General features: G+C 54.0%; 19 protein-coding genes and 1 pseudogene. 16 read left to right on the top strand and 4 right to left on the bottom strand.

Features of this window, described 5'->3' with window-relative positions:
- Positions 1 to 51: 51 nt before the first annotated feature.
- The 4 genes from CMQ96_RS17560 to nei are packed head-to-tail and all read left to right on the top strand — an operon-like array spanning position 52 to position 3,230.
- Positions 52 to 777, top strand: coding sequence for a DUF969 domain-containing protein (locus CMQ96_RS17560; RefSeq protein WP_049086580.1), 726 nt, complete (start codon positions 52 to 54; stop codon positions 775 to 777).
- Complete coding sequence (locus tag CMQ96_RS17555) at positions 774 to 1,769, top strand: DUF979 domain-containing protein (protein ID WP_049086579.1); 996 nt, start codon at positions 774 to 776, stop codon at positions 1,767 to 1,769. The genes CMQ96_RS17560 and CMQ96_RS17555 overlap by 4 nt, the downstream gene beginning before the upstream one ends.
- Before the next feature lie 9 nt (positions 1,770 to 1,778).
- The gene (gene pcp / locus CMQ96_RS17550; RefSeq protein WP_024358784.1) at positions 1,779 to 2,423 is read left to right on the top strand and encodes a pyroglutamyl-peptidase I; all 645 of its coding nucleotides are present in this window, start codon (positions 1,779 to 1,781) and stop codon (positions 2,421 to 2,423) included.
- A 15-nt stretch (positions 2,424 to 2,438) separates the two neighbouring features.
- Positions 2,439 to 3,230 carry an endonuclease VIII gene (gene nei, locus CMQ96_RS17545; RefSeq protein WP_098067079.1) on the top strand — a complete coding sequence of 264 codons (792 nt, stop codon included), beginning with the start codon at positions 2,439 to 2,441 and terminating at the stop codon, positions 3,228 to 3,230.
- Between the two features lie 45 nt (positions 3,231 to 3,275).
- Here the strand turns inward: nei and gltA are convergent, their stop codons facing one another.
- On the bottom strand, positions 3,276 to 4,559 hold the full coding sequence (gltA, locus tag CMQ96_RS17540; protein WP_004100276.1) for a citrate synthase: 1,284 nt from the start codon (positions 4,557 to 4,559) through the stop codon (positions 3,276 to 3,278).
- A 639-nt stretch (positions 4,560 to 5,198) separates the two neighbouring features.
- On the opposite strand from gltA, the gene sdhC reads away from it, so the two are divergent.
- From sdhC to CMQ96_RS17485, 10 genes and pseudogenes are all read left to right on the top strand, one after another.
- On the top strand, positions 5,199 to 5,603 hold the full coding sequence (gene sdhC / locus CMQ96_RS17530) for a succinate dehydrogenase cytochrome b556 subunit (protein ID WP_004130523.1): 405 nt from the start codon (positions 5,199 to 5,201) through the stop codon (positions 5,601 to 5,603).
- Positions 5,597 to 5,944, top strand: coding sequence for a succinate dehydrogenase membrane anchor subunit (gene sdhD / locus CMQ96_RS17525; protein ID WP_004100278.1), 348 nt, complete (start codon positions 5,597 to 5,599; stop codon positions 5,942 to 5,944). Before sdhC ends, sdhD begins: the two co-directional genes overlap by 7 nt.
- On the top strand, positions 5,944 to 7,710 hold the full coding sequence (gene sdhA / locus CMQ96_RS17520) for a succinate dehydrogenase flavoprotein subunit (protein ID WP_009651647.1): 1,767 nt from the start codon (positions 5,944 to 5,946) through the stop codon (positions 7,708 to 7,710). The genes sdhD and sdhA overlap by 1 nt, the downstream gene beginning before the upstream one ends.
- Positions 7,711 to 7,725: 15 nt before the next feature.
- Positions 7,726 to 8,442 (top strand): succinate dehydrogenase iron-sulfur subunit SdhB, encoded by a 717-nt coding sequence (gene sdhB, locus CMQ96_RS17515; RefSeq protein ID WP_004130526.1) that lies wholly within the window; start codon positions 7,726 to 7,728, stop codon positions 8,440 to 8,442.
- 380 nt (positions 8,443 to 8,822) lie between these two features.
- Positions 8,823 to 11,630, top strand: coding sequence for a 2-oxoglutarate dehydrogenase E1 component (gene sucA / locus CMQ96_RS17510; protein ID WP_098067078.1), 2,808 nt, complete (start codon positions 8,823 to 8,825; stop codon positions 11,628 to 11,630).
- 14 nt (positions 11,631 to 11,644) lie between these two features.
- Positions 11,645 to 12,868 (top strand): 2-oxoglutarate dehydrogenase complex dihydrolipoyllysine-residue succinyltransferase, encoded by a 1,224-nt coding sequence (odhB, locus tag CMQ96_RS17505; RefSeq protein ID WP_098067077.1) that lies wholly within the window; start codon positions 11,645 to 11,647, stop codon positions 12,866 to 12,868.
- A 99-nt stretch (positions 12,869 to 12,967) separates the two neighbouring features.
- The gene (gene sucC / locus CMQ96_RS17500) at positions 12,968 to 14,134 is read left to right on the top strand and encodes an ADP-forming succinate--CoA ligase subunit beta (RefSeq protein ID WP_004130532.1); all 1,167 of its coding nucleotides are present in this window, start codon (positions 12,968 to 12,970) and stop codon (positions 14,132 to 14,134) included.
- A complete protein-coding gene (gene sucD / locus CMQ96_RS17495; protein WP_004100288.1) occupies positions 14,134 to 15,003 on the top strand; it encodes a succinate--CoA ligase subunit alpha in 870 nt (289 codons plus the stop codon). The genes sucC and sucD overlap by 1 nt, the downstream gene beginning before the upstream one ends.
- Positions 15,004 to 15,255: 252 nt before the next feature.
- Positions 15,256 to 15,948, top strand: coding sequence for an AraC family transcriptional regulator (locus CMQ96_RS17490; protein ID WP_024358783.1), 693 nt, complete (start codon positions 15,256 to 15,258; stop codon positions 15,946 to 15,948).
- A gap of 383 nt (positions 15,949 to 16,331) precedes the next feature.
- Positions 16,332 to 16,715: pseudogene (locus CMQ96_RS17485) on the top strand (LysR family transcriptional regulator); the annotation flags it as partial.
- 78 nt (positions 16,716 to 16,793) lie between these two features.
- Here the strand turns inward: CMQ96_RS17485 and CMQ96_RS17480 are convergent.
- Positions 16,794 to 17,351 carry a recombinase family protein gene (locus tag CMQ96_RS17480; RefSeq protein ID WP_098067076.1) on the bottom strand — a complete coding sequence of 186 codons (558 nt, stop codon included), beginning with the start codon at positions 17,349 to 17,351 and terminating at the stop codon, positions 16,794 to 16,796.
- A gap of 81 nt (positions 17,352 to 17,432) precedes the next feature.
- On the opposite strand from CMQ96_RS17480, the gene CMQ96_RS17475 reads away from it, so the two are divergent.
- Positions 17,433 to 19,160, top strand: a complete 1,728-nt coding sequence (locus CMQ96_RS17475) for a hypothetical protein (protein WP_141522393.1) — start codon at positions 17,433 to 17,435, stop codon at positions 19,158 to 19,160.
- A 1-nt stretch (position 19,161) separates the two neighbouring features.
- Positions 19,162 to 19,392, top strand: a complete 231-nt coding sequence (locus CMQ96_RS17470) for a hypothetical protein (protein ID WP_098067074.1) — start codon at positions 19,162 to 19,164, stop codon at positions 19,390 to 19,392.
- Positions 19,393 to 19,427: 35 nt separating this feature from the next.
- Here CMQ96_RS17470 and CMQ96_RS17465 read toward each other — a convergent pair whose 3' ends face one another.
- The gene (locus tag CMQ96_RS17465) at positions 19,428 to 19,679 is read right to left on the bottom strand and encodes a hypothetical protein (RefSeq protein ID WP_141522392.1); all 252 of its coding nucleotides are present in this window, start codon (positions 19,677 to 19,679) and stop codon (positions 19,428 to 19,430) included.
- Between the two features lie 10 nt (positions 19,680 to 19,689).
- A complete protein-coding gene (locus tag CMQ96_RS17460) occupies positions 19,690 to 21,804 on the bottom strand; it encodes a hypothetical protein (protein ID WP_098067072.1) in 2,115 nt (704 codons plus the stop codon).
- Positions 21,805 to 21,812 lie beyond the last annotated feature (8 nt).

Below are 21,812 nucleotides of genomic sequence, written 5' to 3'. Positions count from 1 at the left end.
TCAATTTCTTAAAATTAGACAACAACTCACAACAACATACAGGATGTTACTATGGGAGAGTCATTATCTCTCTGGCCACTGATTGGCATTGCGGCGATCGTGGTCGGATTTGTTCTGCGTTTTAACCCGGTGCTGGTGGTTATTGTCTCCGGGATCATCACCGGTCTGACGGCGCATATGCCGATCGCGACCATTCTGGAAAAGCTGGGTGAAGGGTTTCTCAATACTCGCAACCTGCCGTTTATTCTGCTGCTGCCGCTGGCGGTGATTGGCCTGCTGGAGCGGCACGGGCTGAAAGAGCGCGCGCAGATGTGGATCGCGAAGATCCGCAGCGCCACCGCCGGTCGTCTGCTTATCGTCTATCTGTTCGTGCGTGAAGTGACCGCGGCGATGGGCCTCACCAGCCTGGGCGGACATCCGCAGATGGTGCGCCCGCTGCTGGCGCCGATGGCGGAAGGGGCGGCGGAGAAAAACTTTGGCGCCTTGCCTGGCGAGGTCCGCTATCGCCTGCGCGCGATGTCGGCGGCGACCGATAACGTCGGCCTGTTCTTCGGGGAAGATATTTTCGTCGCCTTCGGCGCGATTATCTTTATGCATAACTTTATGCTGGAGTCGGGCGGCATTCAGACCGAGCCGCTGCACATCGCCCTGTGGGGGATCCCCACGGCGGTCTGCGCTTTCCTGATCCACTCTGCCCGCCTGTGGCGCCTCGACCGCCATCTCCAGCGCGAGCTGGACAAGGTTAACGCCGGCCAGGCGAAAGGCGGTGCCGCATGAATTTTCAGCAAACCTGGCTTTACTGGCTGGCGGGCGTCGTTCTACTGGTGGTAGCGGTGATGTCATGGCGCGATAAGGCCAACCCGCGCAGGCTGACAACCGGCCTGTTCTGGGGGCTGTACGGCCTGGTGTTTCTGTTTGGCGACTGGACCTATGAGCTGGTCGGCGACAAGCGCACCGTCAATATCGGCGTTGGCGTGGTGGTGGTGGTACTGGCGCTGATCGCCGGTTTTGGCGGCGTGCGCCTCGGTCGCTATCATCAGCGCTCGCAGGAAGAACGTACCGCCAGCGCAGCGCGTCTTGGCAACCGGCTGTTTTTCCCGGCGCTGGCGATACCGGTGGTGACGGTGATCGGCGTGCTGCTGTTTAATAATCTCCCCTCGCTACAGGTCGCTATCTTTGGGCCGGGCAATCACGCCACGCTGATCACGCTGTTTTCAATGACCGCAGGTACGCTGCTCGGCCTGGTGATGGCTATCCGCATGACCCATGAAACGGCGGCGCAGCCGTTGCAGGAAGCTCGTCGCCTGCTGGATTCCGTGGGCTGGGCGTTTATTTTGCCGCAGATCCTCGCGGTGCTCGGGCTGCTGTTTACCGCCGCGGGCGTCGGCAATAGCATCTCCTGGCTGACGCAGCACTATCTGGCGGTAGACAGCCGGTTTATCGCCGTGGCCGTCTATACCTTGGGTATGGCGCTGCTGACGATGGTGATGGGCAACGCTTTCGCCGCGTTTCCCATCGTGACGGCGGGCGTCGGGATCCCGATTCTGGTGCTGCAGCACGGCGGTAACCCGGCGGTGATGGCGGCAATTGGCATGTTCTCCGGCTACTGCGGGACCCTGATGACCCCAATGGCGGCGAACTTCAATATCGTCCCGGCCGCGCTGCTGGAGCTGCCGGATAAAAACGCGGTGATCAAAGCCCAGGTGCCGACCGGCGTTATGCTGCTTATCGTGAACGTATTTTTGCTCTATTTCCTGATGTTCCTGTAAGGAGGGATCATGGCTGGCGTACTGATTACCGGTTTTGAACCGTTTGGCGGCGAAGCGGTTAACCCTTCGTGGGAAGTGGTAAAGCGGCTGGACGGCGCTATCATCGCCGGGCAGCCGGTGGTGGCGCGGCAGCTGCCGTGCGTCTTTGGCGACGCCCTGACGGCGCTGAACGCCGCGCTGGATGAGCTGAAACCTGTCTTAACGCTGGCGATTGGCCAGGCGGGCGGTCGCGTCGACATCACCGTTGAACGGGTGGCGATCAACGTCGATGATGCGCGGATCCCGGACAATAAAGGCCTGCAGCCGATCGACGTGCCGATCGTAGCCGGAGGCCCGGCGGCGTACTTCAGCACGCTGCCGATCAAAGCGATCGTGACCGCCCTGCGGAGCAAAGGCATTCCGGCGTCGGTGTCGCAGACGGCGGGGACGTTTGTCTGTAATCACGTGATGTATGGCCTGCTGCATAGCCTGCGTCATCGCAGCGGCGCGAAGGGCGGGTTTATCCATATACCGTATTTGCCGGAGCAGGCCGCGGCTCACCCCGGCGAAGCGAGTATGGCGGTAGACACGGTGCGTGCGGCGCTGGAAACGGCTATCGCCGTTGCCCTGCAGCAGGACGGGGACGTGAAAGTCGGCGGCGGCGCAACGCATTAACACAAGGATAAGATTATGCCGGAAGGTCCGGAAATTCGCCGCGCGGCGGATAGCCTGGAAGCGGCGATTAAAGGCGAACCCCTGACCGGGGCGTGGTTCGCCTTCCCGCAGTTACAACAATACCAATCTCAGCTGGTCGGCCAGCGAGTGACGCACATTGAAACTCGCGGCAAGGCGCTGCTGACCCACTTCTCCGGCGGGCTAACGCTGTATAGCCACAATCAGCTGTACGGCGTCTGGCGAGTGGTGGACGCGGGGGAGCAGCCTGAAACGACGCGCGTTCTGCGCGTCCGGCTGCAGACCGCGCGCAGGGCGATTTTGCTCTACAGCGCCTCCGATATTGAAATGCTGACGCCCGGGCAGCTCGCCCGCCATCCATTTTTGCTGCGGGTCGGGCCGGATGTGCTCGATATGCGCCTTAGCGTTGAACAGGTTAAAGCGCGGCTGCTGTCGGCGAAATTTCGCAACCGCCAGTTCTCCGGTCTGCTGCTGGATCAGGCGTTTCTTGCCGGATTAGGCAACTATCTGCGCGTGGAGATCCTCTGGCAGGTGGGGCTGACCGGGCGGCATAAAGCCTCTGAACTGGATGAAAAACAGCTCGATGCGCTGGCGCATGCGCTGCTGGAGATCCCGCGATTGTCCTACAACACCCGCGGTCTGGCCGATGAGAATAAGCACCACGGCGCGCTGTTTCGCTTTAAGGTTTTTCATCGCGAAGGGGAGGCCTGCGAGCGCTGCGGCGGGATTATCGAGAGGACCATGCTGTCGTCGCGACCGTTTTACTGGTGCCCGGGATGCCAGCAATAAAAAAACGCGCCAGAAGGCGCGTTTTTTGTCGTAGCGATAGCCGACTTAGCGGGCGATATCGTTTTTGAAATCGCGCTTTTCATAGCCGGTATACAGCTGACGCGGACGGGCGATTTTCATGCCGTCGCTGTGCATTTCGTTCCAGTGCGCAATCCAGCCCACGGTACGCGCCATCGCAAAGATAACGGTAAACATGGAGGATGGGATGCCCATCGCTTTGAGGATGATACCGGAGTAGAAATCGACGTTCGGGTAAAGTTTCTTCTCGATGAAGTACGGGTCGTTGAGCGCGATGTGCTCAAGCTCCATGGCCACTTCCAGCAGATCGTCTTTGGTGCCCAGCTCTTTCAGCACTTCATGGCAGGTTTCACGCATAACGGTGGCGCGCGGGTCGTAGTTTTTGTACACCCGGTGGCCAAAGCCCATCAGGCGGAAAGAGTCGTTTTTGTCTTTCGCGCGACGGACGAATTCCGGAATGTGCTCAACGGAGCTGATCTCTTCGAGCATCTTCAGCGCCGCTTCGTTGGCGCCGCCGTGCGCCGGTCCCCACAGGGAGGCAATACCCGCAGCGATGCAGGCAAACGGGTTGGCGCCGGAAGAGCCGGCGGTACGCACGGTGGAAGTCGAAGCGTTTTGTTCATGGTCGGCGTGCAGGATCAGGATACGGTCCATGGCGCGTTCCAGAATCGGGTTCACTTCATATTTTTCACACGGCGTGGAGAACATCATATTCAGGAAGTTACCCGCGTAGGAGAGGTCGTTGCGCGGATAAACGAAAGGCTGGCCGATAGAATATTTGTAACACATTGCCGCCATAGTCGGCATCTTGGAGAGCAGGCGGAATGCGGCGATATCGCGGTGGCGTGGGTTATTTACATCCAGCGAATCGTGATAGAAGGCGGCCAGCGCGCCGGTGATACCGCACATAACGGCCATCGGATGTGAATCGCGGCGGAACGCGTGGAACAGACGGGTAATCTGTTCGTGAATCATAGTGTGGCGAGTAACGATAGTTTTGAATTCGTCGTACTGGGCCTGGGTTGGCTTCTCACCGTTCAGCAGGATGTAGCATACTTCCAGATAGTTGGAGTCGGTTGCTAACTGATCGATCGGAAAACCGCGGTGCAGCAGGATACCTTCATCACCGTCGATAAAGGTGATTTTAGATTCGCAGGATGCGGTTGAGGTGAAACCAGGGTCAAAAGTAAATACGCCTTTTGAACCAAGACTACGAATATCAATAACATCCTGACCGAGAGTGCCCTTTAGCACATCCAGTTCGATAGCAGTATCACCACCCAGGGTGATTTTTGCTTTAGCATCAGACATTTATGGTCTCCTTAGCGCCTTTATTGCTTAAGACTGCCGGGTGGTGGATTTGCATTCGGCCCGTAGCAGATGACGTTACCAGTTTGTTATGTTGCACATCGCTCTGCGTCGCGAAAGGGGCAGGGTACAGAGCAAGGGCGCTTGATGGTACGACTTCAGCCTACGATGAAACAACAGCAAATCAGCGTTTTAGCAGCCCGAATATTTTAAAACTATATACCACTAATAACTGTCCTGATTACATCGGTCAATACTCTCTCACTGTTGCATAACTTATTCTCAGGTAAAAGAGTGACCCCATAACTTTTGCGTATTATTGCATTTATCTGGTAATGGTTGTAACAATAATGTTTAATATTTGTCAAATCAGATGATTAAAAATTAAAAATATGTTGTTATCGTGACATTGATCACTGTTCGGGAGAAAACCCGACAAACTATATGTAGGTTAATTGTAATGATTTTGTGAACGGCCTATACTGCCGCCAGGTCTCCGGAACACCCTGCAATCCCGAGCCACCCAGCGTTATTTTGTCACGCTTTAACTCCTGAAAAGGCGTTTTAACATGACTTTTAGTTATAGATAAGGACGCTGTCTGACCCGCAAGCAGACCGGAGGAAGGAAACAATAAGAACAGCATGTGGGCGTTATTCATGGTAAGAAATGTGAAAAAACAAAGACCTGTCAATCTGGATCTGCAAACGATCCGGTTCCCAATCACGGCGATAGCGTCCATTCTCCATCGCGTATCCGGAGTGATCACCTTCGTGGCGGTCGGGATTCTGCTTTGGCTGCTGGGCACCAGCCTTTCCTCTCCCGAAGGTTTTCTCACTGCGGCATCCATTATGGATAGCTTCTTTGTGAAGTTCATCATGTGGGGCATCCTGACCGCGCTGGCGTATCACGCGGTGGTCGGTATTCGCCACCTGCTGATGGATTTTGGCTACCTTGAAGAAACCCTCGAAGTAGGGACACGCTCCGCCAAAATTTCTTTTGTTATTACTGTCGTGCTTTCACTTCTCGCAGGAGTCCTCGTATGGTAAGCAACGCCTCAGCACTAGGACGCAACGGCGTACATGACTTTATTCTGGTCCGTGCTACCGCTATCGTTCTGACCCTCTACATCATCTATATGGTGGGCTTTTTTGCCACTACCGGTGAAATTTCATGGGAAGTCTGGACGGGCTTTTTCTCCTCCGCGTTCACTAAAGTCTTCACCCTGCTGGCTCTCGTTTCCATTCTGATCCACGCCTGGATTGGGATGTGGCAGGTGTTAACGGACTACGTTAAACCACTGGCCGTGCGCTTAATTCTGCAACTGCTGATCGTTGTTGCGCTGGTGGCTTACGTTCTTTATGGATTTGTTGTGGTGTGGGGTGTGTAATGAAATTGCCAGTCAGAGAATTTGATGCAGTTGTGATCGGTGCCGGCGGCGCAGGTATGCGCGCGGCGCTGCAGATTTCCCAAAGCGGCCAGACCTGTGCGCTGCTCTCCAAAGTCTTCCCGACCCGTTCCCATACCGTTTCCGCGCAGGGCGGCATCACCGTCGCGCTCGGTAATACCCATGAAGATAACTGGGAATGGCATATGTACGACACCGTCAAGGGGTCGGACTACATTGGCGATCAGGACGCCATCGAATATATGTGTAAAACCGGCCCGGAAGCGATTCTGGAGCTGGACCATATGGGTCTGCCGTTCTCGCGTCTCGAAAATGGCACTATTTATCAGCGTCCGTTCGGCGGCCAGTCGAAAAACTTCGGCGGCGAGCAGGCGGCACGTACCGCTGCGGCGGCTGACCGTACCGGTCACGCCCTGCTGCACACCCTCTATCAGCAGAACCTGAAAAACCACACCACTATTTTCTCCGAGTGGTACGCGCTGGATCTGGTGAAAAACGCCGATGGCGCGGTGGTCGGCTGTACCGCCCTGTGCATCGAAACGGGTGAAGTGGTTTACTTTAAAGCTCGCGCCACCGTGCTGGCGACCGGCGGCGCAGGCCGTATTTACCAGTCCACCACCAACGCTCATATCAATACCGGCGACGGCGTGGGTATGGCGATCCGCGCCGGCGTTCCGGTGCAGGATATGGAAATGTGGCAGTTCCACCCGACCGGTATCGCCGGTGCGGGCGTTCTGGTGACCGAAGGCTGCCGCGGTGAAGGCGGCTATCTGCTGAATAAACACGGCGAGCGCTTTATGGAGCGTTATGCGCCGAACGCGAAAGACCTGGCGGGTCGTGACGTGGTGGCGCGTTCCATCATGATCGAAATCCGTGAAGGTCGCGGCTGCGACGGTCCTTGGGGCCCGCACGCCAAGCTGAAGCTTGACCATCTCGGTAAAGAGGTTCTCGAATCCCGTCTGCCGGGTATTCTGGAACTCTCTCGTACCTTTGCTCACGTCGACCCGGTGAAAGAGCCGATTCCGGTTATCCCAACCTGCCACTATATGATGGGCGGTATTCCGACCAAAGTGAGCGGCCAGGCGCTGACCGTTAACGAGCAGGGCGAAGACGTGGTGATTCCGGGGCTGTTCGCGGTAGGCGAAATCGCCTGCGTATCGGTACACGGCGCGAACCGTCTGGGCGGCAACTCGCTGCTTGACCTGGTGGTCTTTGGCCGCGCGGTGGGCCTGCATCTGCAGGAGTCTATCGCCGAACAGGGCGTACTGCGCGATGCGACGGATGACGAGATCGATGCTTCGCTGGAACGTCTGAACCGCTGGAACGGCAACCGCAATGGTGAAGACCCGGTCGAAATCCGCAAAGCGCTGCAAGAGTGTATGCAGCATAACTTCTCGGTATTCCGCGAAGGGGACGCAATGGCGAAGGGCCTTGAGCAGCTGAAAGCGATCCGCGAGCGTCTGAAAAACGCCCGCCTGGATGATACTTCCAGCGAGTTCAACACTCAGCGCGTTGAGTGTCTGGAGCTGGATAACCTGATGGAAACCGCTTACGCCACCGCAATGTCTGCGAACTACCGTACCGAAAGCCGCGGTGCGCATAGCCGCTTCGACTTCCCGGATCGTGATGATGAAAACTGGCTGTGCCATTCCCTGTATCTGCCAGAGTCGGAATCCATGACGCGTCGTAGCGTCAATATGGAACCGAAGCTGCGTCCGGCATTCCCGCCGAAGATTCGTACTTATTAATGCGGAGACAGGAATATGAAACTCGAGTTTTCAGTTTATCGTTATAACCCGGACGTAGACGATGCTCCGCGCATGCAGGACTACACCCTCGAAGCGGAAGAAGGTCGTGACATGATGCTGCTGGATGCGTTAATCCAGCTGAAAGAGAAAGATCCGTCGCTGTCGTTCCGCCGCTCCTGCCGTGAAGGGGTATGTGGCTCCGACGGTCTGAACATGAACGGGAAAAATGGTCTGGCGTGCATCACGCCGATCTCGGCGCTGAATCAGCCGGGCAAGAAAATTGTTATCCGTCCGCTGCCAGGATTACCGGTTATCCGTGATTTGGTGGTAGACATGGGGCAATTCTATGCACAATATGAGAAGATTAAGCCTTACTTGTTGAATAATGGGCAAAATCCTCCTGCTCGCGAGCATCTGCAGTCGCCAGAGCAGCGTGAGAAACTCGATGGTCTGTACGAGTGTATTCTCTGCGCATGTTGTTCAACCTCTTGCCCGTCGTTCTGGTGGAACCCGGACAAGTTTATCGGCCCGGCTGGCCTGCTGGCCGCGTATCGCTTCCTGATCGACAGCCGCGATACCGAAACCAGCGAGCGCCTCGAAGGGCTGAGCGATGCTTTCAGCGTATTCCGCTGTCATAGCATTATGAACTGCGTCAGTGTGTGTCCTAAGGGGCTGAACCCGACGCGCGCCATCGGCCATATTAAGTCGATGCTGCTGCAGCGCAGTGCGTAAGCAACCCGGTCTGTCCCGGATGGCGCTATCGCTTATCCGGGCTACCCGAAGCAGTTGCCCCGGCAAGCGTTCGCGCCGCCGGGGGATATAGCAGGAAACCTCTAAAAACTGCCACATTAATAGTAATAATCGAGATGTTCAGCGCGAGACAAGGCGCGAGCAGAACGAATCTCCGGGAGCATAGTGAACGATGTGACCGGAGTGAGTGAGGGTCGCAACACAGTCGCAGCCTGAACAAAGAAGATTATTAGACAGTTTTTAAAGGTTCCTTAGCGGACGAAACCACAACTCCTCCGCAAAAAGTGAACCCCGGCACGTACAACTTCTGTGCGTGGTAGTTTCTACGGCGAAATAAGCATATAAATGCTTAAGGGATCACGATGCAGAACGGCGCAATGAAAGCCTGGCTGGACTCTTCTTACCTCTCTGGTTCGAACCAGAGCTGGATAGAACAGCTCTATGAAGACTTCTTAACCGATCCTGACTCTGTTGACGCCAACTGGCGTTCTATGTTCCAGCAGTTACCTGGCACCGGAGTCAAACCGGATCAATTTCATTCCAAAACGCGTGATTATTTCCGCCGCCTGGCGAAGGATGCCTCGCGTTACACTTCTTCGATTTCCGACCCTGACACCAATGTGAAGCAGGTTAAAGTCCTGCAGCTCATCAACGCATACCGCTTCCGTGGTCACCAGCATGCGAATCTCGATCCGCTGGGCCTGTGGCAGCAAGAGAGAGTGGCGGATCTCGATCCGGCTTACCACGATCTGACCGAGGCCGATTTCCAGGAGATCTATAACGTAGGCTCTTTTGCCATCGGTAAAGACACGATGAAGCTGGGCGATCTGATCTCCGCCCTGAAGCAGACCTATTGCGGCTCCATCGGCGCGGAATATATGCACATTACCTCTACCGAAGAAAAACGCTGGATCCAGCAGCGTATTGAGTCGGTAGCGGGCAAAGCGAGCTTTAGCGCCGAAGAGAAAAAGCGCTTCCTCAGCGAGCTGACCGCGGCGGAAGGCCTGGAGCGCTACCTCGGCGCAAAATTCCCGGGCGCTAAACGCTTCTCGCTGGAAGGCGGCGATGCGCTGATCCCGATGCTCAAAGAGATTATCCGCCACGCGGGTAAGAGCGGCACCCGCGAAGTGGTGCTGGGCATGGCGCACCGCGGTCGTCTGAACGTACTGGTCAACGTGCTGGGTAAAAAACCGCAGGACCTGTTCGACGAATTCGCCGGTAAACATAAAGAGCACCTTGGTACCGGTGACGTGAAGTACCACATGGGCTTCTCGTCCGATATGGAAACCGAAGGCGGTCTGGTGCACCTGGCGCTGGCGTTTAACCCGTCGCACCTGGAAATCGTCAGCCCGGTGGTTATCGGCTCCGTACGCGCGCGTCTCGATCGTCTCGACGAACCGAGCAGCAACAAAGTTCTGCCGATCACTATTCACGGCGACGCCGCGGTTACCGGCCAGGGCGTGGTTCAGGAAACCCTGAACATGTCCAAAGCGCGCGGTTACGAAGTGGGCGGTACCGTACGCATCGTTATCAACAACCAGGTTGGCTTCACCACCTCCAACCCGCTGGATGCGCGTTCTACCCCGTACTGCACCGACATCGGTAAGATGGTGCAGTCGCCGATTTTCCACGTTAATGCCGATGACCCGGAAGCCGTGGCTTTCGTGACCCGCCTGGCGCTGGATTTCCGTAATACCTTCAAACGCGATGTCTTCATCGACCTGGTGTGCTACCGCCGTCATGGCCACAACGAAGCCGACGAGCCGAGCGCGACCCAGCCGCTGATGTACCAGAAAATCAAAAAGCATCCGACCCCGCGCAAAATCTACGCTGACAAGCTGGAAGCCGATAAGGTCGCGACGCTGGAAGACGCTACCGAGCAGGTGAACCTCTACCGCGACGCGCTGGATGCCGGCGAATGCGTGGTGCAGGAGTGGCGTCCGATGAACATGCACTCCTTTACCTGGTCCCCGTACCTCAACCACGAGTGGGATGAGAGCTACCCGGATAAAGTTGAACCTAAGCGTCTGCAGGAGCTGGCGAAACGCATCAGTACGGTGCCGGAAGCCGTTGAGATGCAGTCGCGCGTCGCGAAAATCTACGGCGACCGTCAGGCAATGGCCGCCGGTGAGAAGCTGTTCGACTGGGGCGGCGCGGAAAACCTCGCCTACGCTACGCTGGTCGATGAAGGCATTTCGGTGCGTCTGTCCGGCGAAGACTCCGGGCGCGGGACCTTCTTCCACCGCCACGCGGTGATCCACAACCAGAAAAATGGTTCAACCTATACGCCGCTGCAGCACGTCCACAACGGCCAGGGCCATTTCAAAGTCTGGGACTCCGTACTGTCGGAAGAAGCGGTACTGGCGTTTGAATATGGCTACGCTACCGCGGAGCCGCGCACCCTGACCATCTGGGAAGCGCAGTTCGGCGACTTCGCTAACGGTGCGCAGGTGGTTATCGACCAGTTCATCAGCTCCGGCGAGCAGAAGTGGGGCCGTATGTGCGGTCTGGTGATGCTGCTGCCGCACGGCTACGAAGGCCAGGGACCGGAGCACTCCTCCGCGCGTCTGGAACGCTATCTGCAGCTCTGCGCCGAGCAGAACATGCAGGTTTGCGTACCGTCCACGCCGGCGCAGGTTTACCATATGCTGCGTCGTCAGGCGCTGCGCGGTATGCGTCGCCCGCTGATCGTGATGTCGCCGAAATCGCTGCTGCGTCACCCGCTGGCGGTGTCGAACATGGACGAACTGGCGAACGGCACCTTCCAGCCGGCAATCGGTGAAATCGACGATCTCGACCCGAAAGCCGTGAAGCGTGTTGTGCTGTGCTCTGGTAAGGTTTACTACGACCTGCTGGAACAGCGCCGCAAGAAAGAGCAAAAAGATGTCGCTATCGTTCGCATAGAGCAGCTCTACCCGTTCCCGCACCAGGCGGTACAGGAAGCGCTGAAACCCTATGCGCACGTGCATGATTTTGTCTGGTGCCAGGAAGAACCGCTCAACCAGGGCGCGTGGTACTGCAGCCAGCATCACTTCCGTGAAGTGATTCCGTTTGGGGCCTCTCTGCGTTATGCAGGCCGCCCGGCCTCCGCCTCTCCGGCGGTAGGATACCTGTCCGTTCACCAGAAACAGCAACAAGATCTGGTCAATGACGCGCTGAACGTCGATTAATTAAAGGATACATAATGAGTAGCGTAGATATTCTGGTTCCCGACCTGCCTGAGTCCGTAGCTGACGCAACGGTTGCCACCTGGCATAAAAAACCGGGCGATGCGGTTGTTCGTGACGAAGTGCTGGTAGAAATCGAAACTGACAAAGTGGTACTGGAAGTACCGGCTTCAGCGGATGGCATTCTGGACGCGGTCATTGAAGACGAGGGCGCTACCGTGCTCTCTCGTCAGATCCTCGGCCGCCTGCGTGAAGGCAACAGCGCGGGCAAAGAGTCCGGCGCGAAAGCCGATGCCAAAGAGTCGACGCCGGCCCAGCGCCAGCAGGCTTCTCTGGAAGAACAAAACAACGATGCGCTGAGCCCGGCGATTCGCCGTCTGCTCGCGGAACATAGCCTCGACGCGGCGGCCATTAAAGGCACCGGCGTTGGCGGCCGCCTGACCCGCGAAGACGTAGAGAAACATCTGGCGAACGCTCCGGCTAAAGCTCTAGCCCCGGCGGCTGCGCCCGCTGCAGCTGCTCCGGCTCCGCAGCTGGGCCACCGCTCTGAAAAACGCGTGCCGATGACTCGTCTGCGCAAACGCGTTGCCGAGCGTCTGCTGGAAGCGAAAAACTCTACCGCCATGCTGACCACCTTCAACGAAGTCAACATGAAGCCGATTATGGATCTGCGTAAGCAGTATGGTGACGCGTTTGAAAAACGTCACGGTATCCGTCTGGGCTTCATGTCCTTCTACGTGAAGGCGGTGGTTGAAGCGCTGAAACGCTATCCGGAAGTGAACGCCTCTATCGATGGCGATGACGTGGTATACCACAACTATTTCGACGTCAGCATGGCGGTCTCCACGCCGCGCGGCCTGGTTACCCCGGTTCTGCGCGATGTCGACCTGCTGGGCATGGCGGATATCGAGAAGAAAATTAAAGAGCTGGCAGTAAAAGGCCGCGACGGCAAGCTCACCGTAGACGACCTGACCGGCGGTAACTTCACCATTACCAACGGCGGCGTATTCGGTTCTCTGATGTCCACGCCGATCATCAACCCGCCGCAGAGCGCGATTCTGGGTATGCATGCCATTAAAGATCGTCCGATGGCAGTGAATGGTAAGGTCGAAATTCTGCCGATGATGTACCTGGCGCTCTCCTACGACCATCGTCTGATAGACGGACGTGAATCGGTAGGCTACCTGGTTGCGATTAAAGAGCTGCTGGAAGACCCGACTCGTCTGCTGCTGGACGTGTAGTCAGCAAGAGTATTACCTACCGTAGGCCGGCTAACATGCGCTAGCGCCGTTATCAGGCCTACAGGTTTATAATTATTCCCTGAAGGATGGACTGAACACATGAACTTACATGAATATCAGGCAAAACAACTCTTTGCCCGCTATGGCTTACCGGCGCCGGTGGGTTATGCCTGTACTACTCCGCGTGAAGCAGAAGAAGCCGCTTCAAAAATCGGCGCGGGTCCGTGGGTAGTGAAATGTCAGGTTCACGCTGGTGGCCGCGGCAAAGCGGGCGGTGTGAAAGTAGTTAAGAGCAAAGAAGACATTCGCGCATTTGCTGAACACTGGCTGGGCAAACGCCTGGTGACCTACCAGACAGATGCAAACGGCCAGCCGGTTAACCAGATCCTGGTGGAAGCGGCGACCGATATCGATAAAGAGCTGTACCTCGGCGCGGTCGTTGACCGTAGCTCCCGTCGTGTGGTCTTCATGGCCTCTACCGAAGGCGGCGTGGAAATCGAAAAAGTGGCGGAAGAGACCCCGCACCTGATCCACAAAATCGCCATCGATCCGCTGGCGGGTCCGATGCCTTACCAGGGCCGTGAGCTGGCGTTCAAACTGGGTCTGGAAGGAAAACAGGTTCAGCAGTTCACCAAAATCTTTATGGGTCTGGCGACCATTTTCCTTGAGCGCGACCTGGCGCTGATCGAAATCAACCCGCTGGTGATCACCAGGCAGGGCGACCTGATCTGCCTCGACGGTAAACTGGGCGCTGACGGCAACGCGCTGTTCCGCCAGCCGGATCTGCGCGAAATGCGCGACCAGTCTCAGGAAGATCCGCGTGAAGCTCAGGCGGCGCAGTGGGAACTGAACTACGTCGCGCTGGACGGCAACATCGGTTGCATGGTGAACGGCGCGGGCCTGGCGATGGGTACCATGGACATCGTTAAGCTGCACGGCGGCGAACCGGCTAACTTCCTTGACGTTGGCGGCGGCGCAACCAAAGAGCGCGTCACCGAAGCGTTCAAAATTATCCTCTCTGATGACAACGTTAAAGCGGTTCTGGTTAACATCTTCGGCGGTATCGTACGCTGCGACCTGATTGCCGACGGCATCATCGGCGCGGTAGCCGAAGTGGGCGTTAACGTCCCGGTAGTGGTTCGTCTGGAAGGTAACAACGCCGAACTGGGCGCGAAGAAACTGGCTGACAGCGGCCTGAATATTATTGCAGCGAAAAGTCTGACGGATGCAGCTCAGCAGGTTGTTGCCGCAGTGGAGGGGAAATAATGTCCGTTTTAATTAATAAAGATACCAAGGTTATCTGCCAGGGCTTCACCGGTAGCCAGGGTACATTCCACTCTGAACAAGCCATTGCTTACGGTACGCAAATGGTTGGCGGCGTAACGCCGGGCAAAGGCGGCACCACCCATCTGGGCCTGCCGGTGTTCAACACCGTGCGCGAAGCGGTAGAAGCGACCGGTGCAACCGCATCCGTTATCTACGTTCCGGCGCCGTTCTGCAAAGACTCCATCCTGGAAGCTATCGATGCGGGCATTAAACTGATTATCACCATCACCGAAGGTATCCCGACGCTGGATATGCTGACCGTGAAGGTGAAGCTGGACGAAGCGGGCGTGCGCATGATCGGGCCGAACTGCCCGGGTGTGATCACCCCAGGCGAATGCAAAATCGGCATCATGCCGGGCCACATTCACCAGCCGGGCAAAGTGGGCATCGTTTCCCGCTCCGGTACCCTGACCTATGAAGCGGTTAAGCAGACCACCGACTACGGCTTCGGCCAGTCCACCTGCGTGGGCATCGGCGGCGACCCGATCCCGGGATCTAACTTCATCGATATCCTGAAGCTGTTCCAGGAAGACCCGCAGACCGAAGCGATCGTCATGATCGGCGAGATCGGCGGTAGCGCGGAAGAAGAAGCGGCTGCTTACATCAAAGATCACGTGACCAAACCGGTTGTCGGCTACATTGCCGGCGTGACCGCGCCGAAAGGCAAACGTATGGGTCACGCGGGCGCCATCATCGCGGGCGGCAAAGGCACTGCGGACGAGAAATTCGCGGCGCTGGAAGCAGCAGGCGTGAAAACCGTTCGCAGCCTGGCCGATATCGGCGAAGCGCTGAAAACCGTGATTAAGTAATAAGTAAAAAAACAGCCCTGACTTTCTGCATGGTTAAGGGCTGGTCCAATTTCGACATGGTTGGCCATCTGATGATGGCCTTTTTTTTTGCCTGGCGATGAGCTATCCGGTATCACTCGGCTTCCGGCCGCACGTTCATGCAATTTAATCATTTTCACCTGCGCAAATGAGATTATTTTTTGCGTCCGGCATCATCCTTTTTATCCGCACTATTTTGCATATTAAGCGTTTGCAAAAGTTGTGGAGAATAACGTGGCGCAAAAGAGCAAAGATGCAGTATTGGATTATTTCAGGGCGCTGGCAGAGGTTTTTTCTCGGGCAACAGGGCTGGTGGCAACGGTGATTGATGTGAAAGACAATCGATTGCCTGATTGCTATGGTAGCGGCAATTTTCTGGTCTTACCGCTGATTCAGGGCGATAAGTTATTCGGCTATATTATATGCGACCATCATAAATCGACCGATAATCATCATCGGGCGGCGGCAATAAGATTACTTAATTTTATCATTAATAATATTTCTGCGGCTGCAGAGGAAAAAGAAGAGGGCTCGAAAACATCGCTGGAGAAAAGGGGGTTTTATTATTCGCAAAAATCTCCGCATGAAATAAAATTAATATCGGCGCTACGCTATATTGATGAGAATTTATATGGCGAGTTGTCTCTGGAGTCTGTTGCCTCCCACGTTTGTCTGAGTGCGAATTATTTTAGCCGGTTTTTTAAAAAACGCCAGGGAGTGAATTTTAAAGTTTGGGTTAATCAGCGAAAAATGCAGCGGGCCGGGGAACTGCTCGCCGATCCGAGGTATTCGATAGATAGCGTAGCGCGTAAGCTTCAGTTCGCGCAAACCAGCTATTTTTGCCGGGTGTTTCGCGCGGCTCACCGCACCAGCCCGCAACTGTTCCGCGATCGGCGTCTCTCGGCGGCTTCTCCGCAGGCCGATTAGCCGCCGTTTAACCTTAATACAGATTTTTCCTGGAGCGTCCATTATGTGTGACCGATCGCGGAAAATTTTCCATTTATGTTCATCAGCGTATAATTAAATTTCACCGCCCATCGACTGACTTCGCAAATAAACAAGTTAATATGAAAAAATATTGACAACTTCTTGCCGTTATTTGCATGGCAATCACATTGTTTAAATTGTGTTTATTGTAGCGCTTGGGTATCATTGGTTATTATTTGATCGATTATAGTATGCGTTAATCATGGAATAGATCAATGACATCTGAGGGTAAAATAAAATATAACACACGGGGCTAATCGGATGTCCTTGCGCGCTTTTTTTATCTATTAAACAATTTTTGCACGGCGTAAATGGAAGACGTTATGAGAGGAAAAATACCCAAAACTGAATTACTGGTGACCTTTGAGGTTGTGGCTCGCCACGAAAGTTATACGCGAGCTGCGGAAGAGTTGGCTTTAACACAAAGCGCCGTGTTCCGACAAGTCACGGCGCTGGAGGATTTCCTCCATACGTCATTATTTAACCATGCTAAAAAAAGGATTTTTTTAAATGAGGCTGGCAAGCATTATTTGACTATCGTTAAGGAAACGCTTAACAAACTGGAGCGTGATACCAATTCGATTATGACATGGCAACCGACGGTGCAGGTTCTTGAGCTGGCCGTCAACCCTACCTTTAGCACCCACTGGCTGATCCCCAATCTGCGCGAGTTTAATAAATTACATGCGGGCATTATCGTTAATATTCTGATGCGCCGCGCGATAAATGCGGCCATTCCGGCGCGATAAATCACGGGCACACCTGTTGCTATATGTGAAATGGAATTACAACTTAGAGGCCACTGGAAGGTACTTGTAGATGGTCTTAACCCCAACGTTATAAATCTCTGCAATCTGTTGGCGGGAAGCCCCGTTTGCGAGCATTCTCTTGGCTCTTCCAACTGCCTCCTCGGTCATCACTCGCTTACGCCCTCCAATTCTGCCTTTAGCCCGTGCAGCTGCCAGTCCCGCACGCGTCCGCTCAATAATCAATTCCCTTTCCATCTCTGCAAGGGCGCTCATTACATGAAAGAAAAAACGCCCTGCGGGCGTGCTGGTATCAATTGAGTCGGTCAGACTGCGGAAATGTACGCCACGTGATTGCAGGTCTGAGACAAGGGTAATCAGGTCTCTGACGCTCCTCCCCAGTCGATCTAACTTCCAGACAACCAACGTATCGCCTTCTCTCGAACGTCGAATCGCCTGTTTTAAACCTGGTCGGCGTACGTGCTTCCCACTGGCTTTGTCTTCAAAAATCAGTTCACATTCTGCGCGAATCAGCGCGTTTTTCTGTAAATCGAGGTTTTGATCCCCTGTTGAGACCCTGGCATAACCAATCAGCACTGTGTAACTCCCTGAAAATGCAGATTGTAAAATGCTGATGTTATTCGCTCAAACCTGGGTTCAGACGAAGGGCTTGGACTGGTGGGCCAGTGCTCGAATCTTGACGCGCTGAGAACCATCTCTTTCTCATTTGTCGGGCAGCAAATCTTTCTGCGTGAGCATACTGCCGGACAGGGAGTCGGTGGCGGGATTTTTTATTGTCACTCGCTGACATCAGACTCAACGTATATTGACGATAACGGATGCCAGATAATTAACGATTACGGGCAGGTTATCCGCAGGAAAGACACATCAAGAATATCGCTGGATATGTTTGGCGGTCGTGGTGGTGTGGTTATCGATACTATGCTGGATAATGGCTATTACGCTACACGCACCTTCTGTAAGGCAACGCTCTGGATACCGGAATTACCACCGGGGGAAGCGTACTTTTTAAATGGCGGCAGAGTTTACAGCGTCGGCCAGACTGAGACCGGCGGGCGGTTAGGTTTCTTCATCTCCGGTGAAGGAACGGGGCTGGATTATGCGGGCCCTTCGATATTTCATTTCGGGAACAATATCGGTATTACCATCCAGCGAGAGCCGGATGGAGTTACGCCCCGATTCTGGGTGTGTGGTGGCGTAACTGGCGTTCAGTTCAACGGGACAAAGGAAGATGGTTCCGGAGTCAATGAGGGCGATATCGCTACACCTGTTCGTATTTCAGATGGCTGGAATTTCAAGGCACATTATTTCGTTAGTGGATATACAAAAAATAACTGTGCACTCTCCGTCTATAACCGGAAAAAATGGACCGAAGGAACCGATATTAAATTAAATTGCCGCCAGTCGCTCACGGGTGTGCGCTTTCACCGAAATAAAGAGGCGGGGAGTACTTCGACGGATTCTTTTTTCAGGACAAAAGCGGATGTCGATTTTAATGCCGGTATTTCAGGCACTGGCGTGACAGGTATTGTGCTGGGCGACGGAACGGAAGCAGGGAAATGCTTTATGTACGGCCATGACATTAATCTGACCCTCTGGATGTCGAATGGCTCCTGGCATAACGGCATCCTCTGTTCCGATTACAGTCATTTTGCCGAAGATGGGCAGGTCAGACTGATTGCTGACGGATATGGTCTTTCGCGAACCGTCCTCCCTGCATCTGAAGTTGTTCATCTTATTCGTCTTGGCGGGCAGAATGCACGATTCAGAAGCCGCGTCATTAACGATTCTGGGCAGGGTGGTGACTGGACGCTGGATTATCTTAATCTGGTGTTTCAGTCCTGCATGTACACAAAGTCCCGGGTGTTTTATCCCTCAGATATCGATGCTATTTCCCCATTAAGACCAAAGGGAATGAGTCTTTACTTTAACGGCAAATTCACTGTCAGTGAGCGTCAGGCCGGGAAGGTTTACACTCTTGACGGGTTAATACCTGGTATGAAACTGCTGGTTGAAGTGGCAAGCTGGAAGGGAAACGACCACCACTCTAACTCACTACAAAGCTGGAGTGTAGAGGTTCGTGGAACGGACGAGCCCTGCATCGTCACGCCTATTGCCGGTTCAGTGAACCTCTCTACGACAAAAGCAGCGGCGTTAACCTCGGCAGAGGGTGCCACTGATTCCTTCGTTAAGGACGTATCGCTGTCAAATCCTCGTCTTTGGGTTGGTGGTGATGAAACATATGCCCTCACGGTGAAGAACGCTAACGACAACAACAATATTAACTATGCAGCTAACTCCGGGCGAAAAATCCGGTTTGTACTCCCGCCATTTTCTGGCGCGACTACCGCTTCCCCTTACTATGTATCTATAAAGGTTGACTGATATGTCAGAAGAAAAGAACTATGGCCAGGGGCCGCTAATCCCTGTATTCGCCATCAAAATTGAATCAGTAACGAATGTCGTGAATGGGCAGGCCATCATCACGCCGGAGCCCGGACAGGAAATCACAGACCCTATTACAGTCACAGCGGCATTTGTGGAGAAGTTCAGCCCGCAGGCTGGCGGGTATTATATTATGTGCGAGGGTGGTGTGGGCTTGTACTCCGGTAGTTAATACCAAACGCCCGCCAGTAATGGCGGGTTGGCATATTAAACCTCAATAGCATCACTGAATTTGCTGAGCGTTCTAAGGTGGGTGTAGGCATTTTCTTCGGGGTTAGGACCATCTAAATCGTAATCACAACTGAACGTTTCCTGGTCAAATACGATATCACTGCCCGGCGCGGTGTAATTGACGATAAACGACATCACGGTTTTATCCTCAGAGATATTTATTACCCCCACTGAAATGCCCGCTCCGTTGACGGGTATCCCCTTAAACATCACGTTTCCTTTTAACATATATTGCCCCTTAGCTAATTCGGCCTGCTGACTCGTATCTCAGGCGGATGCGTGAGAAAGATGGTGTGATTGATGAAGCAGTGTTGTTTTTGCAATAAATAATGACATTACCGTCAGCATCCATACTTGGCTGTAATGTTGCCCCGTTAAGGCTTCCATTGGCAGTAGCCTCAACACCGGTAGCTATAAAGCCAGTAGTATCGGCCACGCTTTGGACCGGAGATGTGGCTGTCTGCCCTGCAGCTATCGTTCCCGGAACCCATGCAAATGACCAGTTCAGGTAGTTCTTTCTCTCAATAAATATGCCGTCAAACAGTATTGGTGATGAGCCATTTGTAAGAATGAATGAGCCGTTACTGATTTTGTCCGGCCTGATTTGCCATGTGTAGTTATGCCACTGACTGTTGGCAGTAACGCTGACGCTACCGAAATCAACGCCGTCAAGATTGAGAATGACGGATGAAGCGGTGCCAGAAACATTCTTCATTCTCGCTGTAATATGCACAAATTCACGGTCAGAAATCAGTGCGCGTGAAATAGTACCGCGACGGATTTCAGTTAATGCAGCGACCGACATTACCGTTCCGTAATGAGTCATAGAGTTTGCATCAGGTACGAAAGGGTTGTTTACCAGCCCGGTCATTTTATGGGCCGATATAAAGCCCGGTGCTTCATAGTACGAGCGTTTGTTTTTCGCGCCATTGTTAGTGTGATAGATAATCGGCTCGATATCCTGCGGCAGGTTTGAAGTGCAAACAAAAGTACCGTCAGCCGTTGCATCTCCCCGGTTAGAAATATTTTTACTTCCTGCAACTGTTCCGCCCTGGATATTCATCAGGACATTGTCACACCCTGAGAACTGGTTACCGCTAATGTTAGGTTTTACACGAGAGTTGACACCTATCCTTATGCAGTTCGTATAAAGATTTTCATTATTTAATTTGAAGTTCGTAAAGAAGTTATCTTTTATATCTACCCTGTTAGCTTGTCCAAGGTATATAACAGACTTCTGAGTGACGTTACCGGAAACGGGTTTATCGTCATATTCAAACTTGTGATGCCCGGCGATAGAAACCACATCAAGGTTTGACCTGTCGGTGCCATAAATCCATGTACCTGAGTTGAATCCGAAAATCCCGCGCCAGAGGCTGAAGTTATTCACGTTGTTATTGGGGATGTCTATATAATCTTCAAACCGAATACATCCGGTATCTTCACTGCCCAGTCGCCTGCACAGATAGTTGTGAAGCCCTCCCTCGGCAATATCCTGAAGCGACAATCCCCAGCCTGAAAGATTCTGAAACGCAATTTGCTCAAAAAACAGATAACTCCATGTCTGAGCCCTGACAAGCATTCCTGTATCAGTACCTTTCTGGCCGCTCAGGCTAAGATTTTGAAGTCCACCGCCATGCGGGCGGACACCTTCCTCAGGATCACCAAGAAACTGAAAGATATGATTCGCACCTGATGGTTTTATTATTCTGGCCCCAAGGGCATCGATGCTAATAGAACCTTTTCCGTAGAATTTAACTGGGGCAGTAAGGTTAATGTCGCCAACTATGTATTCACCATCTGGAACAAAGATTGACGCAACGCCTGAATTTGCCGCTCGTTGAAACATTAAAGTATGGTCACTCTCCCCCATATACCAGTCAAATACATCAGGATAACGGGCATTTTTATCGTGCTGAGTTTGACTTGTGGCTCCCAAAAATGGCTGCTTAACAGCCGTCAGGGCATCCCCCATACCCTCTTCGTTTGAACCCAGGTTTGCGCGAAGAGATACATCATTGCCGAGGTTAAACCAGTTGTCGTTATCATCGAGTGATGGAGAGGCCCCGGTAATGGTATGAGGCAGAGACCCGCCATAACGATACCAGTAGCCCTGGTAGTGAACGATTTGAGAGGGGGTTGTGACCTCCAGTCCCACAGCCCATTCCCCCAGTTCAGCCCAGCCCAGACCACTGAATGCCTCTTCATAACGCTGTTTAAGCCACGCCGTACGCTTCAGAAGGTCAATTAAAGGCCGGTTCGCCGGGCCGTCAACGCCACCGCGAACAGGATCGCTCTTTTCCAGTTGATAGACGCCATCGGTCCATTCCGGTTGTTCAGGTAAATAGGCCATCAGGACAT

The sequence above is a fragment of the Klebsiella sp. MBT K-1 genome (genome assembly GCF_002556465.1).
In the GTDB taxonomy this organism is placed as follows: domain Bacteria; phylum Pseudomonadota; class Gammaproteobacteria; order Enterobacterales; family Enterobacteriaceae; genus Klebsiella; species Klebsiella grimontii.
Note: the sequence above shows the minus strand (reverse complement) of the source record. Positions and strands in the feature narration are given on the sequence as shown.